Annotated in this window: 14 protein-coding genes; 8 read left to right on the forward strand and 6 right to left on the reverse strand. The window is 68.6% G+C overall.

Annotated features, from left to right (window positions below; all coding sequences use genetic code 11):
• Positions 1 to 66: 66 nt before the first annotated feature.
• From ACIPXZ_RS06290 to ACIPXZ_RS06300, 3 genes are all read right to left on the reverse strand, one after another.
• A complete protein-coding gene (locus ACIPXZ_RS06290; RefSeq protein WP_400591437.1) occupies positions 67 to 3519 on the reverse strand; it encodes an ATP-binding protein in 3453 nt (1150 codons plus the stop codon).
• On the reverse strand, positions 3516 to 4418 hold the full coding sequence (locus ACIPXZ_RS06295; RefSeq protein WP_400591439.1) for a DUF4194 domain-containing protein: 903 nt from the start codon (positions 4416 to 4418) through the stop codon (positions 3516 to 3518). Before ACIPXZ_RS06295 ends, ACIPXZ_RS06290 begins: the two co-directional genes overlap by 4 nt.
• A 61-nt stretch (positions 4419 to 4479) precedes the next feature.
• Entirely contained in the window at positions 4480 to 5949 is a 1470-nt protein-coding gene (locus ACIPXZ_RS06300) for a DUF3375 family protein (protein WP_400591441.1), read from the reverse strand.
• A 265-nt stretch (positions 5950 to 6214) separates the two neighbouring features.
• Between ACIPXZ_RS06300 and ACIPXZ_RS06305 the strand changes: the two genes are divergently transcribed.
• Positions 6215 to 6817 carry a hypothetical protein gene (locus ACIPXZ_RS06305; RefSeq protein WP_400591443.1) on the forward strand — a complete coding sequence of 201 codons (603 nt, stop codon included), beginning with the start codon at positions 6215 to 6217 and terminating at the stop codon, positions 6815 to 6817.
• A 9-nt stretch (positions 6818 to 6826) separates the two neighbouring features.
• Positions 6827 to 7228 (forward strand): RNA-binding S4 domain-containing protein, encoded by a 402-nt coding sequence (locus tag ACIPXZ_RS06310; protein ID WP_400591445.1) that lies wholly within the window; start codon positions 6827 to 6829, stop codon positions 7226 to 7228.
• Positions 7229 to 7252: 24 nt separating this feature from the next.
• Here the strand turns inward: ACIPXZ_RS06310 and ACIPXZ_RS06315 are convergent, their stop codons facing one another.
• On the reverse strand, positions 7253 to 8296 hold the full coding sequence (locus tag ACIPXZ_RS06315; RefSeq protein ID WP_400591447.1) for an AsnC family transcriptional regulator: 1044 nt from the start codon (positions 8294 to 8296) through the stop codon (positions 7253 to 7255).
• 113 nt (positions 8297 to 8409) lie between these two features.
• On the opposite strand from ACIPXZ_RS06315, the gene ACIPXZ_RS06320 reads away from it, so the two are divergent.
• The 6 genes from ACIPXZ_RS06320 (at position 8410) to ACIPXZ_RS06345 (ending at position 16947) form a co-directional block, all read left to right on the forward strand.
• Positions 8410 to 9843 (forward strand): MFS transporter, encoded by a 1434-nt coding sequence (locus ACIPXZ_RS06320; RefSeq protein WP_400591449.1) that lies wholly within the window; start codon positions 8410 to 8412, stop codon positions 9841 to 9843.
• The gene (locus ACIPXZ_RS06325) at positions 9840 to 11042 is read left to right on the forward strand and encodes an amidohydrolase (protein ID WP_400591451.1); all 1203 of its coding nucleotides are present in this window, start codon (positions 9840 to 9842) and stop codon (positions 11040 to 11042) included. The genes ACIPXZ_RS06320 and ACIPXZ_RS06325 overlap by 4 nt, the downstream gene beginning before the upstream one ends.
• Positions 11043 to 11126: 84 nt before the next feature.
• Positions 11127 to 13412, forward strand: a complete 2286-nt coding sequence (locus tag ACIPXZ_RS06330) for an ArnT family glycosyltransferase (RefSeq protein ID WP_400591453.1) — start codon at positions 11127 to 11129, stop codon at positions 13410 to 13412.
• A gap of 69 nt (positions 13413 to 13481) precedes the next feature.
• On the forward strand, positions 13482 to 14354 hold the full coding sequence (locus ACIPXZ_RS06335; RefSeq protein ID WP_400591455.1) for a fumarylacetoacetate hydrolase family protein: 873 nt from the start codon (positions 13482 to 13484) through the stop codon (positions 14352 to 14354).
• A 133-nt stretch (positions 14355 to 14487) separates the two neighbouring features.
• Positions 14488 to 15702: an amidohydrolase gene (locus tag ACIPXZ_RS06340; protein WP_400591457.1), complete on the forward strand. Its 1215-nt coding sequence runs from the start codon at positions 14488 to 14490 to the stop codon at positions 15700 to 15702.
• Between the two features lie 186 nt (positions 15703 to 15888).
• The gene (locus ACIPXZ_RS06345; protein WP_400591459.1) at positions 15889 to 16947 is read left to right on the forward strand and encodes a metallophosphoesterase family protein; all 1059 of its coding nucleotides are present in this window, start codon (positions 15889 to 15891) and stop codon (positions 16945 to 16947) included.
• An 87-nt stretch (positions 16948 to 17034) separates the two neighbouring features.
• Here the strand turns inward: ACIPXZ_RS06345 and crcB (ACIPXZ_RS06350) are convergent, their stop codons facing one another.
• Positions 17035 to 17394, reverse strand: a complete 360-nt coding sequence (gene crcB, locus ACIPXZ_RS06350) for a fluoride efflux transporter CrcB (RefSeq protein WP_400591460.1) — start codon at positions 17392 to 17394, stop codon at positions 17035 to 17037.
• The gene (gene crcB, locus ACIPXZ_RS06355) at positions 17391 to 17873 is read right to left on the reverse strand and encodes a fluoride efflux transporter CrcB (protein WP_400591462.1); all 483 of its coding nucleotides are present in this window, start codon (positions 17871 to 17873) and stop codon (positions 17391 to 17393) included. The genes crcB (ACIPXZ_RS06350) and crcB (ACIPXZ_RS06355) overlap by 4 nt, the downstream gene beginning before the upstream one ends.
• Positions 17874 to 18049: the final 176 nt, after the last annotated feature.

Genomic DNA, 18049 nt, shown 5'->3' on the forward strand with positions numbered 1-18049 from the left:
CTGGCAGGACCAGGCCACGGGGCCGGACCAGGCTCAGGACCAGGGACGGAAAAATCCAGGAGGCCCCTACCCCAGCCGGATGTCCACGGGGTTCGCCTCGCTCCGGGGCTGACCGGGTACAGCCTTGCCACCCACCGGCAGGACACCGGAGCGGTTGGTGCGCCGGTCCCGCAGGATCTCCGTGACGGAACCGAGATGCCGGGACAGGTCGATCACGTTCTCCGGCGCAGCCAAGAGCAGCTGGAAGCCGAACTCGTGCAGCGCGGCGATGCCCTGACCTGCGAACTCCTCGCTGGCCAGGACGAACGCCTCGTCCATCATCACGGTCCCGTAGCTCGTGAAACCCTGCTCCGCGATGCCCAACTGGTAGCTCAGGGCCGCGGCCATGATGAACGCCGTGAAGCGCTGCCGCTCGCCGCCGGACATGGATCCGGTGTCCGAGTGCATGAACACCTCGGCGCGTGGCTTCGCCCCCTCGACACGCACCGTGCGGTGCTCCTTGCAGGCGATGAACAAGTGCCCACGCACGTCGAGCACCTCGGCCCGCCAGCGACGATCCTCCGGAGCCTGTGAGGAGAGCCTGGTGACCAGGTTCTCCAGGGTCTTGTAGCGGATCGTGAGCTCATCCTCGCCATCCGCAGCGGCAGCCGCGGCGTCGGCGGCCGAACGCCCGGCCCGCACCCGCAAAGCCCGTGAGATCGCATCCTTGAAGGCCTTCGCACTGGCCGGAACGGTCTGCTTGATGTCCAGCTCCAGATGGCTCCCCTCATGGAATTCCACCCCCGCCAGGATGCCGTTCAAGGGCAGGATGCGGCTCGTGATGGCACGCCGTTCCTCATCCAGCAGGTGCAGCAGCGTGGAGAACGACTCGTGGGTGCGCTGGTTGAAGAACGCCCGGAACTCCTCTTCCTGGGCGGGCAGGCCGTCGCGGACGATCGCGTGGTACCGCTCCTCGTACTCCGGAGCGGCGCCGATACCGGTGCCGTGGTCCACGGAGACGGTCCCACCCCAGGCCCGGCTGAAGACGTCGAAGATCCGGGTCAGGTTCTCCGCGGTGGCCTGGGCGGCGCTCTCCGCGCGGTGCAGCTCGTCCTGGAGTTCGGCCCGGACACGGACGGCGGCCAGGTCGAGCTCTGCGACATCGCCGAACTCGCCCATCACCTCGAAACGGGGCGCCAGTGCGGCGACCGTCTCCGGCGCGGGCGGATTCTCGCTCACGCGCTTGCGGGCCGCCGCCAGGAGCTTGTCGGCCGTGACGAGCTGGGAATCCAGCGCCTTGTACTCGTTCTGCAGCACCGCCGCAGCCTCAGTGCTGGTCTGGTGCTGGCCACGGGTCTGCTCCAGCCGTGCCCGCAGAGGCTCCAGATCCGCCTGCGCGGCCAGGGCATCAGCCAGCCGCCGTTCCAGCCGCCGGACCTCCTCCGCAGCCACCTCGGCGGAGACCTCGGACCAATCACGGTGATCGGCGGCCACCCGGCGCAGTGCCTCGATCTGCCGGGCCACTCCCTGATGGGAGTCTTCGCGGTCCTGCGCCACGGTCTCCGCGGCCTTGAGGCTTTCCTTGAGTTCCACGATCCGTTCCTGGATCATGGCGACCTTACTGGCGTTGTCGAAGCCGAGCACGAAGTCGCGACGGGCCGCGAAACGGTCGTCCTTCTCCACGGTGTGGCTGTTCCGCTTGACCACGCCGCCCAGGGACAGCCCTCGTTCCAGCCCGGCCAGCTCAGCGGGATCCTCCACGCAGGGGTAGGCGAAGTCCAGCGCGATCCGCGACCGCAGCCACTCCACCGAGGCCTCCCGGGCTGCCGAAAGGGACGGCGCCACGGCATCCAGGAACTGCAGCTTGGTCAGCAGCTCGCCGTCGTCGACGGCTGTCAACGCCGCCTGCGCGCCCGGCAGCACCCGCGAGACATCCACCGCCCGCAGCGCGCCGCGCACCGTGGTGGAGTCCAGGAATTCGGTGACCGCACCGAACAGCGATCCCGGGACCAGCAGTGTCGTGGCCAGGTTCCGCAGGGCCCGTTCGGCGGCGGGACGCCACTTCTCCTCGGTGGGCAGCAGGTCCATGAGCTCACCGGCGAACGGCAGCTCGGAAGCGTCGACGCCCAGGGCCGCGGCGATCGCCGCCCTGTTCTCCAAGGCCGGCTGGGGCATGAGCGAAGTGCCGGACTGGAGGGACTTCAGTTCCCGGGCAGCCTCCTCCAGCTCGCGTTTGGCCGTGGCGTGCGCGTCGAAGGCTTCGAAACGCAGGGCCCGCAAGGACTCCACGTCCCCGGCCAGTTCCGTGGTCCGGGACTCGGCCTGCTGGTGCGCCTGCGCCCAGCCCTCGGACGACCATTCGAGCTGCAGTCCGGCGTCGCGCAATTGCTTCTGCACGCCGGCTTCCAGATCGCGCCGGAGCCGCTGCGCCAGGCGGGCGTTCTCAAGCCCCGCCTCGATCGAGGCGATCGCGTTGCCGCCCTGGTTGTTGTAGTCGAGTTCGAGTTCGCGCAGCTGGGCGGCCAGCGCATCGCGGCTCATCCGTTCGGCCTTGAGCGCCACGGCCTTGTCTGCGGCGAGCGCCTTCAGCCGGGCCACGGTGCTCTCATGGACGACGACGGCGAGCGCCTGCCGCTGGGCGTCGAACTCGGTGCCTCCGAGGGTTCGGAGGCGGTTGGCCTCCAGAAGGTGCTGGGCGTAGTCCTTGTTCAGCTGGGGCACGGGGGCGAGCGCGTCACGCTGCCTGCGGACGTCCTCGAGGCGCTGGCGGATGGAGATCAGATTGCTGAACTCCTCGACGACGGCGTCGGCGGCCTCGAGCGTGGCCGGAGGGTCCAGCACCTGGTCCCGGAAGAAGGTGTTGACGCTGCCACCGAGGCCTTTTCCGGCTTGGATGACTCGCAGGAGGGGCAGGGCCTGATCGCTGCCGATGCCGAGGATGCGGCGGAACCGCTCGGCGAAGTTGCGGTGCACGTCGAAGACCTGCGAGCCGGGGAAGGCGTCTTCGAGGCTGGAACGTGTGAAGCGTTTGTGCGCCAGGGATTCGAGTGTCTCCAGGTCCAGGGGCTTGGAGTCGATCATGTAGTGCCGGCCCACATTGCCCTCGGTGCCGTTCTTGGGCAGGTCGAAGAGGGCGGCCAGGGTCACGGTGGTGCCGGCGGCGTTGTCGAAGGTGAGGGCAACGGCCGACCACGTGGCGCCGGGGCGCTGGAAGGCGCTCGTGGCGCCGTCGGAGGTGGCCCTGTCGCCGACCTTGCCGCGCATGTAGGTGTAGGTGGTGCGCTTGTCGTCCACGGCACCGCCCATCCGTGCCGCGGCGGCCTCGTTGGAGCGCGGCCGGGCGTCGAAGACGCGGAGCATGGCGTCGAAGAGGGTCGATTTCCCGACACCGGAATTGCCGGTGAGCAGTGTGCCGCGGCGGTCCACGTACATGACGTGGGCACCGTGGAAGGTTCCCCAGTTGACCAGCTGGACGCGGGCCAGCCGCATCTGGCCGGGGTTGATCTCGTCACCGATCGGCAACAGCACCGGGATGCTCACAGTTCCTCCTCGCCGGTTCCGCCGTCGACGGATTCATCGGGGCGGTCCACCGACCCGTCCTGCCCCGCCGAGCTCGCTGGATACGGGTCAATTCGCTCACTCTCTGCGCGATCCGGCACGAAACTCGCGAGTTCGGCGAGCGGTTCGTCTCGGTCCGCACCGTCGCCGGCGTGCACGTCCTCGTCCACATCCACGTCCGCACCGGTCTCCGCTTCGCCGTCGAGCTCCAGCAGCGCCTCCGTGCCGACGGCGTCCTCCGTGGCGTGCTTGAGGCGCTCAAGCTGCGCGGTGATCTCGGCGATGGAGTCAAAGGGCAGGGCGAGGGGCAGGGCTCCGCTGATGCCGTAGACGTTCTCCAGACCGGTGGGGAGGAGGAGCTGGCGGGCGCGGAGCTTCTCGACAGCGGTCTGGACGGTCTTGGCATCCCGGTAGGCGTCCTGCTCAGCGGCCGGCTGGTAGTGCGCCACGATCTCCGAGATCTCCTCCAGCGTCACGGTCGGCTCGGTCTGAGCCTCACTGTGCCGGTCCAGAAGGAGCCGCAGGCGCAGCACGACGATGGTCTCCACCCGGCTGAGGGACCGCTGCTGGCGCAGGAGGCTGGACCGTGCCCCGGCCCCGAGCAGCTCCGGGTCCACGGGGCGCAGAAGTGCGATCTTGCGCTCATGGTCCAGGTGCAGGCTGAGGAACATCTCGGACAGCCGCGAGCGCAGGATCTGCTGGTGGTCCGTCAGAGTCGTCCACAGCTTCTCGTCCCGTCCGCCGTCCACATAGGGGCCTTTGAGGAGACGGACCAGAGCATGGCGCAGGCGCAGCGGCAGCACGCCCGTGTCACCGGGGTACAGCTCGGCCCCGTCGACGAAGGTGTCCCGGGCGTCGACGCCGTGAATCTGTTCGCTCATTTCTCGTCCTCTCTGCGTTGCGTGCTCACTTGTGGCGGGCTGATCCCCTCGGAACCCGCCACTATTGAGCACTCAACGGTGGGGCGGGAGTCGACGGCGGCCCGACGCTGGGAAGCGTCACGAGCGGCAGCGTCGCCGGCCTCAGAGTGCCGTCCACCTGCTCGAACTCCACTCGTTCCTCACTCTCAGCGGAGAACACGGCACCCGTGTTCAGCGCCTCCGCCAGCAGCGCCCGGATCGAGTTGATGTGGCGCTCCTGCGGCGGAAGGGCATCCCACGCCCCGCCGACGGTGTCCGCACCGGCCAGGGCCGCCCTCACCAGGGCCGGCTTGGCCTTGGGCGTGCGCGGCGAGCGGGTCCGGGCGTCGTCCGCGAAATCGATCGGGTCCGCCAGGCGCGGCGGCTCCTCGAACTCGTCCGGATCGAAGAGATGCACCATGGACAGGGATTCCAGGACACCGCCGAAAAGCTCCGGCGCAGCGGCGAAACCGGGCCTGTCCCGTTCATAGGGCAGGACCCGAATGGCCTGCTCCGCCTTCCTCAGCGCCTCGCGCAGGCGAAGCGAATGCCGGAAGTCATCACTCTGCACATAGGTGTTCAGGCTCTCCGACAGCTTGCCGTAGATGCGCTGGATCTGGCCGTGCTGGGTCCGCAATTCGGCCACCAGGTTCTTCAGGGTCTCGCGGTCCTGAGCGGCCAGGGTGTCCGCGAACTGACGGCTCAGCACCTCGGCGATCGCCGAGCGGAAGCGCAGTTGCTGCTGAGGGTCTTCCAGGAAGGCCGTGAAGGAACGGAAGGTACGCCCTTCGGGGCTCTGCCGGAGCACCTTGTCCTGCTCCAGCACCTGGGCCATGGTGGCGCCCTTGCTGAGGGACTCCTCGATGATCTGGTTGCGGAGTTTGCCCACCAGGTCTTCGATGCTGTCACGCATCTTCTTGTAGTCCGCCGGCAGGCTTGCGGCGAGGTCCAGGATGTTCTCGGCGGCCTCCACGGCCTCATCCTCATCCAGGAGCCCGTCCAGCTCGCCGGAGGTGATGCCCTGGATCAGTTCCTCGCGCTCCCGGATCTCCTCGCGGAGGGACTCCAGGCGCGCCGTCTGGTCGGGGTTGGTCTCGTGGGCCAGCTTCTCGACGTCGCCCAGCAGCGTCCCCAGGCGGGAACCGGTGAGGGTGGAACGCGGAGAACTGAGACTGTCGAGGAAGGCGAGCACGCGGGAGGCCGCCTCGGTGAGCTCGTAGATGATCTGGCCCGAATGATGCCGTCGGGTGATGAACTTGCGGCGGGTCCACTCGTCGGCCACGGTACGTCCCGTGTTGGCCCCCGCCAGTGCCGGGTCCGTGGAACGCAGCTGTTCCAGGGCGAGATCGAGTTCGGCGTGGAATTCTTCGAGGGGCAGGCTGGGCCGGGTCCGCGTGAATGTGGCCTGCAGAACCGCGATCACCCAGGGGGCCGACCGGGTCAGAGCCCAGGCCGGGCCCTTCGTCAGGGATTCCAAGGTGACCAGACGTCGTGTGAGGTCCGCTGTGTCCATGCTTCGCACCCCGTTTCCCTCGATGGTCCGGGACGGGGTGTTCCCGCCACCGGCACGAAAATGGCCAGCTTTAAGGGTACGCGCCGTGCACCACCGCTCCGTTCGGGCCCTTTTTCATCACAAACGAACTACAATTCCGCAACAGTGTCGCCACAGTGGCCCTGAACACAGCTTCAGTGGTTAGCGTTTAATCCAGAGTTTTTCGTCAGGGCGCACGCACGTCCTGGCACCACGGTATGTACACCGCCAAAGGGGATGACGGCGCATGACATCGGACACCACTCTGGTCCTGAACCTGACATTCATGGGGACCTTGATGATCGCCGCCTTGCTGGCCGGCCTGGTGCTTTTCGCCGGCTGCATGGCGCTCGCCCTGACGGGCGTGGGCAGGCTGGCCTATCTCGGAGTCGCGCGCGCCGTCGGGCTGTTCAAACCTGCGACGGCCGCGGCCGTCACGGATGGTGAGCCCGCACGTGAGACTTCCAAGACCGGGACCGAGCTGGAGCCCGAGTGGAAGAAGGCCGTCCGTGAGGCCGATGCCCGGGCCCTGGCCAAGGCCACCGATTCCGGGGTGCTTCCCACAGTCGCCAAAGTCAGCAATCCCCTGCAAGACAGCACCGTGAAGGCACAGGAGCTCCTGCAGGCACGACCCTCCGTGAAGAAGGCCGCCGTCGCCGCCAGCGCAGGTGCCGCGGCCGTTCCCGAGACGACCGTCGCGCCGGCCATGACGGCCCCGCCGGTCGCGGACCGCACCGCCTGGAAACCGGGCAAGAAGTCCGTCCGCCAGGAAGGCATCGCCCGGAAGAACATGCCCGGCCTGCTGCGCCCGGCGGATCAGAACGAAGAACGGCACGCCAAGGGCGCATAATCAGTACCCATGGCAGCCCGTTCCGAGATCCCCTCACTCTCCAAGTCCTCCCCCAATGCCGTCCGGGTGGATGCCTGGCTGTGGGCCGTACGCGCCTATAAGACCCGATCCGCCGCCACAACGGCCTGTCGGGCCGGGCATGTGCGGCTGAACGGAAATCCCGTGAAAGCCTCGCAGATCGTGATCCCCGGCGATGAGGTGCGCGTCAAGATGCCCGGCTACGAACGCATTCTGGAAGTCCGCCAGTTGATCGCCAAACGAGTGGGGGCCGAAGCGGCGTCGCACGCGTTCACCGATCGCACCCCGCCACGTCCAGTGGCACCGATGCTGGGAATCCCGGTCCGCGACCGCGGTGCCGGACGCCCCACCAAGAAGGACCGGCGAGAGATGGATCGCCTCCGCGAACGGTAGGCCGCCCGAAAGCCGGAGCGGTGGTCATAGAACCGGCGATCCCTGAACCGTACCCGGGTCCTCCCCGCCCAGAAGCAGCGGGACCACCCCTGTGGACCGGCCCGCCCGGTCCAGTCGATGCCCCGACCGTTTGTCCGTCCGCACCACGGCCTGCCGGCCCAGGACCGTCGCCCCGGGGATCTGTTGCAGCACGCGCAGTTCCAGGGCATGAACCTCCAGAAGGTCCCGGACCCAGAAGGTGGCCAGCAGATTACAGCGGCCCAGGACCTGTGCGCTCACCCGGCAGCTCGCCTGCTCCGCGAAGAACCGGCCTGCGGGTTCCAGCTGCGCCGCCGGGACGCTGAGGATGATCGTCACCTCCCGGTGACGCGGCCGGAACGCCGTCGAGAAGTCGCAGCGCAGCGAGACCTGGCCTCCGGAGAGCAGCTGCTCCGTCCGGCGCCGCGCGGTCTGAGCAGAGACGCCCACCTGGGCACCGAGCCGTTCCCACCCGGCCCGGCCGTCCCGGCTGAGAGCCGCGACGAGCGCCGCGTCCACCGCGCCGAGGCGTCCCGCCTTCCGGTCCGGCGCACCGATTCCGAGCGCGCGTTCCTGACCTGGGTCGATGGTTCCGAGTCGCCATTGGGTGCCCTCCCGATGCAAGCGGGTGGCGAGCACCACCTCCCAGCGTGTCACCCCGGACAGTCCCGAAAGCACTGCGGAGACGGCGTCCATGAGCTGCTCGTAACCGGGGGCGAAGCAGTCGGCCATGACGTCGTATTCGCCCGTCATCCGGGAGACAGTGCCGAAGAAGGGGCTCGCGCAGAGCGCCTCCAGCACCACGTCCTGCCGTTCCGGTTCGGTCGAGAGGAAGAGGAACGCCGACGATCCGGCCTCCAGATAGCGGGGCCCCGGGGCCAGCGTCACCCAGGCGTCGCCGCGTTCCGTCAGCGCCGCCCAACGGCGGGACACCGTGCTGGGCGCCAAGCCCAGCGTCGCGCCGAGCACCGACCATTCGGCTCTCGGGTTGACCTCCAGGGCGCCCACCAGGGCGAGGTCAGCTTCGGATATTTCAGCGATTTCATTCATGTGATGGCCAATTGTGGAGGATTCGAGCATTTTCTCCGCAGCAACGGCGGATCCTCCTAGCTTAGTGATGTCCATCACGGACTTCCGTCAGCGTGATCCGAGAGTTGCCATCCATGAACACAGGCATTGCCACCCCGTCCTCCCCCGCCCGGACCAGTGTCCTGGGCCTGATCGTCGCCATGGCGTTGATCGAGGCCCTGTCCGGCATCACCCAGGGCTACCTGAACCCGATCCTCCCGGCGCTCGGCCCGGAACTCCACCTTGACGATCCCACCATCAACGGCCTGTTCCTCATCTCCAATGTGGCCTTCGCCGTCATGACGCCGATCATCTCCCGCCTCGGAGACAGCTGGGGCTGCCGGCTCGTCCTGCGGATCTCCACCGCCACGGTGGCGGCAGGCGCGGTTCTGATGGCCGTGGCTCCCAGCCTGCTGACCATCTCGGTGGGCGTGGTGCTGCTGACCTGCGTGGTCGGCTTCATCCCGCTCATGATGGGCATCCTGCGCGCCACCCGCCCGGAGAGCACCCGCAGCGGAGTGGGCGCCATGATCGGCACCCTCATGATCACGGTGGGTGTCGGCGGCCTCCTCGCCGGCATCGTGGGCGCCGAGCATCCGACGCTCGGATTCTGGATCGCGGTGCCCTTCGCCGCCGTCGCCCTCATCGCCTCCTTCTTCGTGCCGGAAGGGCTGCCGGCCACCCGGGAACCCATCGCCATCCTGCCCCTCGCGTTGTGCAGCCTCGGTCTGATCGGCCTCGTGACGGCACTGTCCATGGGGCCGGACTGGGGCTGGCTTTCGGCGCCGACGCTCGTCACGGGTCTGGCGGGAATCCTCCTGCTCGCCCTGTGGGTCCGGCTGGACCTCCGCAAGGCGACGACGACGGCGGCACCGCGCCGTTTCATCGACCTGCACCTCCTTGCGGTGCCCCGGGTCCGGACGGTCACCATCGCGACCTTCCTGTTCGGCTTCTCGTCCATCAGCTACTTCGGCAGCAACGGGCTCTTCCTGCACTCCGACTCCGCCGCGGCCGGCTTCGGGTTCGGCATGGGGCCGATGGACATCGCAGCGGTCCTGGCCGCGGCCTCGGTCCTCGGCTTCCTCTCCTCCCTGGCGCTTCCGCCACTCATGGCCCGTGTCGGCGAGCGCGGCGGTCTGGTCTGCGCAGCGGCCATTCTGGCGGCCGGCTTCCTCCTGATGGGTCTGCTGCACGGCTCGATGATCGGCTACGTCGCCGGTTTCGGGGTCTTCTACCTGGGCCTGGGGATGTATCAGGCAGCCACCCGGACGCTCAGTGTGGAAGGTGTCCCCGTCGAGGAGACGTCCACCGCAGCCGGCCTGAACGAGCTGGCCCTGTCCGTCGGCATCTCCATCGGGGCCGCCGTCGTCCGCCTCATCTCCGCCGCCTCCGCCGTGAACGGCAAGATCCCCCTGTCCGGCTTCGCCGTCATCTGGGTGACGCTCGGACTGGCTGCGGCACTGGCCGGCGTGGTCTCCCTCCGCTATCCGAAGCGCACGGCCGCCCTGGGGAACGGGGTTCGCGCATGAACGGCATGCACGCGGCCCGGACGGTCACCGCTCCCGAGGTCCACAAGGCCCTGGAAGAGTCCCTGGCCCGCTGGAAGGCGGAGCTCCTGGAACTGAGTCACGCCCTGCACGCCGACCCGGAACTCAGCGGCGAGGAGCACCGGGCGGCGGCACGGGTCCGTGCACTGCTGGCCGCCGCCGGGTTCCGCACCGATCTCCCACAGCCGTCCGCGCCGACCGCGCTCCTCGCCGAGGCCGGGGACGGGGAGCTGGTGGCGGTGTTCTGCATCGAGTACGACGCACTCCCGGGCATCGGGCATGCCTGCGGGCACAATGTGAATGCCGCGGCCACCCTCGGTGCAGCCCTCGCTCTCGCCTCAGTCGCCGAGCCGCTCGGGCTGACGGTGCGGGTCCTCGGCACCCCCGCCGAGGAGGCCGACGGCGGCAAGGTGGATCTGCTGGAGGAGGGCATGTTCGACGGCGCGGCGATGGCCTTCATGGTGCATGCGAGTGGCGAGGACGCCGTGGGGAACTCCTCGCTCGCCCTGGGCTGCTGGGACCTGAGTTTCAACGGCCGGGCCGCCCACGCGGCGACCGCACCCCAGGAAGGAGTCAACGCCCTCTCGGCGCTCGTCATCGCCCAGACCGCCGTCGGGCTGCTTCGCCAGCAGCTCCCACGCGACGTCGTCGTCTCACACATCGTCACCGACGGCGGCGCGGCCCCGAACATCATTCCGGACCGGACCGCGGCGCGCCTGGAGGTCAGAGCGCCGCGGCTGGACCAGCTGGAATCCGTGTGGGCCGCTGTTCGACGCTGTTTCGAAGCCGGGGCGCACGCCACCGGCTGTTCGCTGGAGATCACTCCGGCCGGAAATGTCTTCGCCGAGCTGAGGCAGGACGGCTTCCTGGCGCGTGCCTACGCCGAGGCGATGGTGCGCCGAGGGCGCGAGGTTCCCGTGCAGTCGGAGCCCCTCGCCTCGACCGACATGGGGAACGTCTCGCATCGGGTGCCCAGCATCCATCCGATGGTGGGGTACGAGGTGCACGGGGCCGTCCACCACACGGCGGACTTCGCCCATGCCGGGGCGAGCGCCTCTGCTGATCTCGCGATTCTGGACTCCGCCTACGGTCTCGCCGCGGCGGCGGCACGTGCTGCGCTGGATGACGGAGAGAGGGCCCGTCTGCTGGCAGCCGTGACGCATCGTGACCGCGGACTGTGAATTCCATATGCCGTTCGTGGGAGCTTCCCCTGGACGCCGCCGAACCGAGGTCACAGGCCGGAATCAGACCTCACACTGAGGGGTATGGCATCCACTGAAACAGCCCCGGCGACGCCCCTGACCACGGCTCGCCGGGCCTGGTGGCGAGCGTCCGCGAACGAACCCCGATATGCCCGGCCCGCCCTGCTGGCGATCCTGGCCATGGCGGCGCTCCTGTACGCCTGGGGCATCGGGGACAGCCCGTTCCATTCGTTCTACGCCGATGCGGTGCGAAGCATGTCGGAGAGCTGGAAGGCCTTCTTCTTCGGTTCCTTCGACCCGGCCAACTCCATCACCCTGGACAAGCTGCCCGGTTTCCTCTGGCCCCAAGCGCTCTCCGCGCGCCTCTTCGGATTCCACTCCTGGGCGCTCACCCTGCCCCAGGTCCTGGAAGGAATCGGCAGCGTACTGGTCATGTATCTGCTGGTGAAGCGGTGGATGGGTGTGAACGCGGCCCTCCTCGCCTGCGGAGCGTTCCTGTGCATCCCCGCCGCAGACGGCCTGTTCCGGACTCAGACCGAAGATCCGCTCTTCACCCTCTGCGTCCTGTTGGCCGCCCTCGCCACCCAGAAGGCCGCCCAGACCGGGGCCCTGCGTCCACTGCTGATGGCGGGAGTCTGGATCGGTCTCGGTTTCCAGGCCAAGATGCTGGAGGCCTGGGTGGTACTGCCGGCCTTGGCCGTCCTGTACCTGGTCATGGCCCCTGTGGCGCTCCGCAAACGCATCGCTCACGTGGCCACGGCCGGTGCGGTGACGCTGGCCGTCTCCTCGGTCTGGGTACTCGCGGTCACGCTGATCCCGGCAAACGACCGTCCCTATGTCGACGGAACCACTGACAACTCCGCTGTGAGCATGGTGGTGGGCTACAACTTCCTGAACCGCTTCTCCTCCGTGGGCCTGGACGCCAGCGGCACCGGAAGCATCAGCGCCACCCAGGGCGGTCACGGCGGCCGGGCCGGCGGCGGAGCGGCTCAGCACGACGCCGGCGCTGCGACCGGCGGAAGCGGAGGTGCGGCGGCCTCTGAAGCGGGCGACCGGGCCTTCCGCTCCGCAGGCGCGGCGCCGGACTCGGCACTCGGCGCGGGTGGCGGATTTCCCGGTGGAAGCGCCGACGAGAACGGCTGGGGAAAGATGTTCGGCTCCTCCCTGGCATCCCAGACGGGCTGGCTCTACCCTCTCGCCGCTCTCGCCGTCGTCCTGGGCCTCGTGTGGCGCCGTCGCGAGCCACGCACCGATCCGGTTCGCGGGGGCTTCCTGCTGCTGGGCCTGTGGCTGACGAGTTATTTCCTGGTCTTCAGCGCGGGCGCCGTCAACGGGCACACCTACTACATGGGCGTCATCGCAGTCCCATCGGCGGCCCTGGCCGGCGGCGGTGTCGCATTGATGTGGCGCGCCTATCGGGAAGGCGGCAGGCGGGTCTGGGCGCTCTCCACGGCTGTGGGAGGCACCGCGGTGTGGAGCGCCTGGGTGGCCGCCCAGTTCCCCGGCTACGGCGTGTGGCTCTCCCCGCTGTCCCTTCTGCTCGGGCTCGGGGCCGTGACGGCCCTGCTTCTGGGACGACCCCATCGCGCGCCTTCGTCGCCCAGGCCTCGCGGGCGCACCGTTGCGACCGTCGGGCTGCTCACCGGGCTCGCGTCGGTCCTCCTCGCCCCTGCCGTGTGGGCCTCACAGGTCTTCGCGCCCGGCAGTTCCATGTCCTCGATGATGGGCAACGTGGGCCCGTCCGCGAGCGGAGGGTCCTGGGGTGCCACCGGGCGGACGGCTCTGGCGTCCGGGCATCGCGGCACCCCGGACGGCGGACGTCTCACGGGCGCGTTCTCAGGATCCGGGGCTTTCCGGGGCGGCGGATCCCGCGACGCCGGAGACCGGCCAGGGTTCGGCGGGCGGGGCGGCCAGTCCGGGAATGGCACGCAGCTCAGCTCCGCACAGCAAGCGCTGCTCCAGTACACCTCGGCACACCGGGGCTCTGCCGAGTACGACTTCGCCACCACGAGCTGGAGTGCGGCTTCCCCGTACATCCTCGACGACGGGGCGCCGATCCTGGCCATGGGCGGGTTCAGCGGGCAAGTGCCGTTCCCCAGCCTGACGGGGCTGGAATCCCTGGTTCACGCGGGCCAGCTGAAGTTCGTCGCCATCGGTGGTGCCGGCGGCGCGATGAACGCCTTCCTGGGCGGTCAGTCTGCCGATGCGACCGGCCCGACTGCCGCCCTCACGGCATGGGTCACGGCGCACTGCGCAAAAGTCCCGGCCCAGGATTACAGCGGAGCGAATGCCACCTCGGGAACTTCCCAGACCTTGTACGAGTGCCTGCCTCAGGGGCGCACAAGCTGAGCGCACCGGGCGGCGAACGCGATGCCAGTCACATTTCCGCCGGGCCACCGACGCCCGGACACTGGTGACATGACCCTCAAGTTCGCCCGTTTCGGCGCCACCGGCGCCGAGGAGCCCGTGGTGGTTGTCGACGACGCCGATGGCCGCGCGCAGTACTTCAGCCTCCTGCCCCTGACCCATGACATCGACTCCGACTTCCTCTCCCGCGACTTCGTGGGAGTCACACAGGCGGCCCTCGACGCCGGAGAACTGCCCCGTGTGGTGCCTTCCGGCCGCGTCGGCGCGCCCCTGGCCCGCCCCGCGAATCTGGTGGGCATCGGCCTGAACTACGCGGCCCATGCCGCGGAGTCCGGCCTGGAACCGCCGTCGTCGCCCGTCGTCTTCCTCAAGCCGTCCAACTCGGTGGCCGGCCCGTACGACGAGTTCCCCGGTCTGCCCGGCGCCGGCAAACTCGACTGGGAGGTGGAACTCGGCCTGGTGATCGGCCGTCACGCCCATCTGCTGTCCGACGAGCAGGAGGCGCAGGCCGCCATCGTCGGTTATGTCCTGGCCAACGACCTCTCGGAGCGTGAGCTGCAGCTCGGCGGGGCGGGCGGCCAGTGGACCAAGGGCAAGTCACTGCCCGGTTCCACCCCGCTGGGGCCGTGGCTGGTACCCGCCACGGACTCCGACGGCGGCCACTTCGACGTGTCCTCCCTGCCGCTCTCGACGCGCGTCAACGGCGTCGAGTGCCAGCGGTCGACGACGGCGGACATGGTCTTCCGCGCCGCTCACCTGGTGCATCACGTGAGTCAGTTCATGGCCCTGGAGCCCGGAGACGTGATCATCACCGGCACTCCCGAGGGCGTGGCGATGTCGGGCCGCTTCGAATACCTCAAGTCCGGCGACGTCGTCGAGATCGAGGCTCCGGGCCTGGGCGCCCAGCGCATCGTCTGCGCCTGAGCCTCACCCGCTCTCGCGAGACGTCACATGAGCACAGTGTTGCCCTCCGGGACTGTGCTCATGTGACGTCTCGCGAGCTGCTTGGGTCCGCGTGGCACTTTCTTTGGTTGCCCACTGCAACTAGCCTGGGGTCATGACTCTGGATCTCACCGCCATTTACAAAGATCTGCACACCAACCCCGAGCTCTCCTTCCAGGAGACGCGCACGGCCGGCATCGTCGCCGGGCACCTGCGGGAGCTCGGATTCGACGTGACCGAAGGCGTGGGGCGCACCGGCGTCGTCGGCGTCCTGAGCAATGGCGAGGGCCCCACGGTGCTGTTGCGCGCCGATATGGACGGCCTTCCCGTCCAGGAACAGACCGGCCTGGAGTACGCCAGCACCGCCCGGGGAACCGATCCCGACGGCAAGGATGTCCCGGTCATGCACGCCTGCGGCCACGACGTCCACGTGACCTGCCTCCTCGGCGCCGCCGAACAGCTCGCCGCGGAGAAGGACGCCTGGGGTGGCACCCTGGTGACCGTCTTCCAGCCCGCCGAGGAAGCCGGCGGCGGAGCCTCTGAGATGATCGCGGACGGCTTCCTGGACCGTTTCCCGCGTCCCGATGTCGTTCTCGGCCAGCACGTCGCCCCTATTCCCGCAGGCTTCATCGGACTGACCCCGGGGCCGGCGATGGCCGCCGCCGACAGCCTGAACATCACCCTCCACGGCACGGGCGGGCACGGCTCCCGGCCCGAGGCCACCGTGGATCCCGTGTACCTCGCCGCCAATGTGATCAATCGTCTGCAGGGCGTGGTGTCCCGCGAGATCAGCGCCCTGGACACCGCAGTGGTGACGGTGGGCCAGGTCCACTCCGGGACCAAGAACAACATCATCGCGGATCACGCCGTGCTGGGTCTGTCCGTGCGCAGCTACCGCGAGGAGGTCCGCACCAAGGTCCTCGCAGCGGTGGAGCGCATCGCGCAGGCCGAGTCTGCCGCATCGAACGCCCCGAAGGAACCCACGGTCGAGTACTTCGAGCGCTTCCCCGTCACAGTCAACGACCCGAGCGCCAGCGAGCGCGTCGCCACCGTGCTGCGAAGCGTCCTGGGCGAGCACAGCGTGCTGAACCCGGGTCCGCTCTCCGGCAGCGAGGATGTCGGGGAATTCGCGACGGCGGCCGGCGTTCCGCTCGTGTACTGGTTTCTGGGTGGCGGGGATCCGGCTCTGGCCGAGATCGTCGCCAAGACCGGACGGATGCCGGATGAGGTGCCCTCCAACCATTCGCCGTTCTTCGCCCCGGTCATCGACCCGACCCTGGGCAACGGCGTGAAGGCTCTCGTATCCACGGCTCGCGAGTTCCTGGGCTAGGCGCTCCTGATTTCCTCGCGAGTCGGCACTTAATCACAGTCCGAGCGCCTCGGACTGTGATTAAGTGCCGACTCGCGAGCGCGGGGACGGCAGAGAGTTCATCTCACGGCCATCCCGGGCTCACCCGCCGACAGAAGCGGGCTGCTTACACTCCGGATGCACCCCTACGCTCCCCGGAGGACCGCCATGAATTCCACACTCCCCACCCGCCGCACCGCTGCCCGGCTGGGCGCGGCCACCGCCGTCGCACTCCTGGCCGCCACAGCCCTCGGACTCCCCGCCCAGGCGCAGGACACCACTCCCCAGCACGACGCCTTCAGCTTCGCCGTCATCGGAGACACCCCGTACGGCGAGCAGGCCATCCAGGAATTCCCGCAGCACGTCACCGCGCTCAACGCGGACAAGTCCCTCGACTTCGTAGTCCATGTCGGGGACATCAAGAACGGTTCCACGGTCTGCTCCGATGAGTATTTCGCACAGATCAAGACCCAGTTCGACCGCTTCACGCATCCCCTGGTCTACACCCCCGGCGACAATGAGTGGACCGATTGCCACCGCACCAACAACGGCGCATACAACCCGCTGGAACGTCTCACGAAGCTTCGCGAGGTGTTCTTCTCCCAGCCCGGCAAGACCCTGGGCGCCACCATGCCGGTCAAGAGTCAGGCGTCGCTCGGCCTGCCGGAGAACGTCTCCTTCTCACGCAATCGCATCTCCTTCGCCGTCATCAACGTTCCGGGCAGCAACAATTCCACGCTCCCCTGGTCCGGGCTTGGGAAGACAACCCCCACCCCGGAACAGCTGGCCGAGGTGAAGCACCGCACCGACGCCGTGGTGGCAGAACTGAAGCAGAGCTTCGCGCAGGCCAGGCAGCGGCACGACCGCGCCGTCGTCGTTCTGCAGCAGGCGGACATGTTCGATCCCACGTACGCCGTGCAGTGGGGGGACATCAGCGCCTTCAAGCCGATCGTCCAGACGCTCATCGACGAGAGCTCGGCCTTCGACGGCGAAACGTACCTTTTCGACGGCGACAGCCACGTCTACAACGCCGACCGTCCGCTCGCGACGGGCTCCCACTGGCTGACGGCCTACGGCGTGACCGGACATGCGGACAGGCTGCAGCGCGTGACGGTCGACGGCGCGGCGAAGGCCACCGACTATCTCAAAGTCAGTGTCGCCCCGAACGGTGCTGCCGGCGTCGGCCAGCCCGTCCTGAACTGGAAGAACGTTCCTTTCGACAAGTGAGGCGCACCCACCGCGAGTGGTCACTTGATCGCAATGTTTCAGCTCAGGACTGCGATCAAATGACCACTCGCGTATGAGGAGAGCGGATCAGGCCAGCGCGATCCCGGCCCAAGCTGCAAGCAGACAGAGCGCAGCGCCCCCGAGGCCGTAGAGCACGGCGCGCAGCGGTTCGCGGTTGTGCAGCAGACGAACCGTTTCCAGGCTCGCGGTGCTGAAGGTGGTGTAACCGCCGAGGAAGCCCGTTCCGGCGATGAGAAGCGCCTCCGGGCCGAGGCTGTGATGAGCCACGGCTCCGGCGAGCAGCCCGAGCACGAAGGAACCGCTCACGTTGATCAAGAGCGTGGCGAACGGGAAGTCGGTGGGCCAGCGTCGGCGGACGGCGCCGTCGAGCATGAAACGTGCGACGGCGCCGGCCCCGCCCGCGAGCGCCAGCCAGAGCCCGGTCATGGGCGGCCTCCAGGTTCCCGGTGCTCCTCGGTGCGCATCCGGTGCGCGATCTCTGCGATCCAGATGCCCAGGGCGGTCGCCGCCCCTCCGAGCAGGAGAGTCGCGGCCACATAGCCGAGCGCCTCGACGGCCCGACCGGCGCTCAGCAGGTGGACGGCATCGACGGCGAACGTGCTGTACGTCGTGAAGGCGCCGAGGAATCCCGTACCCCCGAGAAGCCGGAAGCGGCGGGCCCAGCCCACATCGGGTCCTCTCCGGACCAGGGCCTCCAGCAGAAGGCCCAGGAGAAACGCGCCCACCACGTTGATGAGCACCGTGGCCAGCGGCCAGCCTCCGGGAGCCGGTACGGCCAGGGAGACCAGGTAACGGGTCAGGGCCCCGAGCACGCCACCCCCGAACACCCAGGCGAGAGCCCGCGGATCCAGGTGGAGGGGCGCCATACGGCCATGCGCCGTGGTCCTGTCCGGACCTCTTGTCATATGCGTCTCGCCTCCTCCATGTCGCCGCGTGACGAGGGAAACCGCAGCACCGTTCCAGGCTATCCCGTACTCCCGGAAAGCCCCGGATTGTGGCGAGATCTGGCCTATCAGGACCGGTCTTAACGCCGCTTTTATTGATCAGACGCTCATCTGTAAATAGTTGACAATCTGAAATA

Origin of the sequence: Arthrobacter sp. NPDC090010, from assembly GCF_044748305.1 — a bacterium.
Lineage (GTDB): Bacteria > Actinomycetota > Actinomycetes > Actinomycetales > Micrococcaceae > Arthrobacter_E.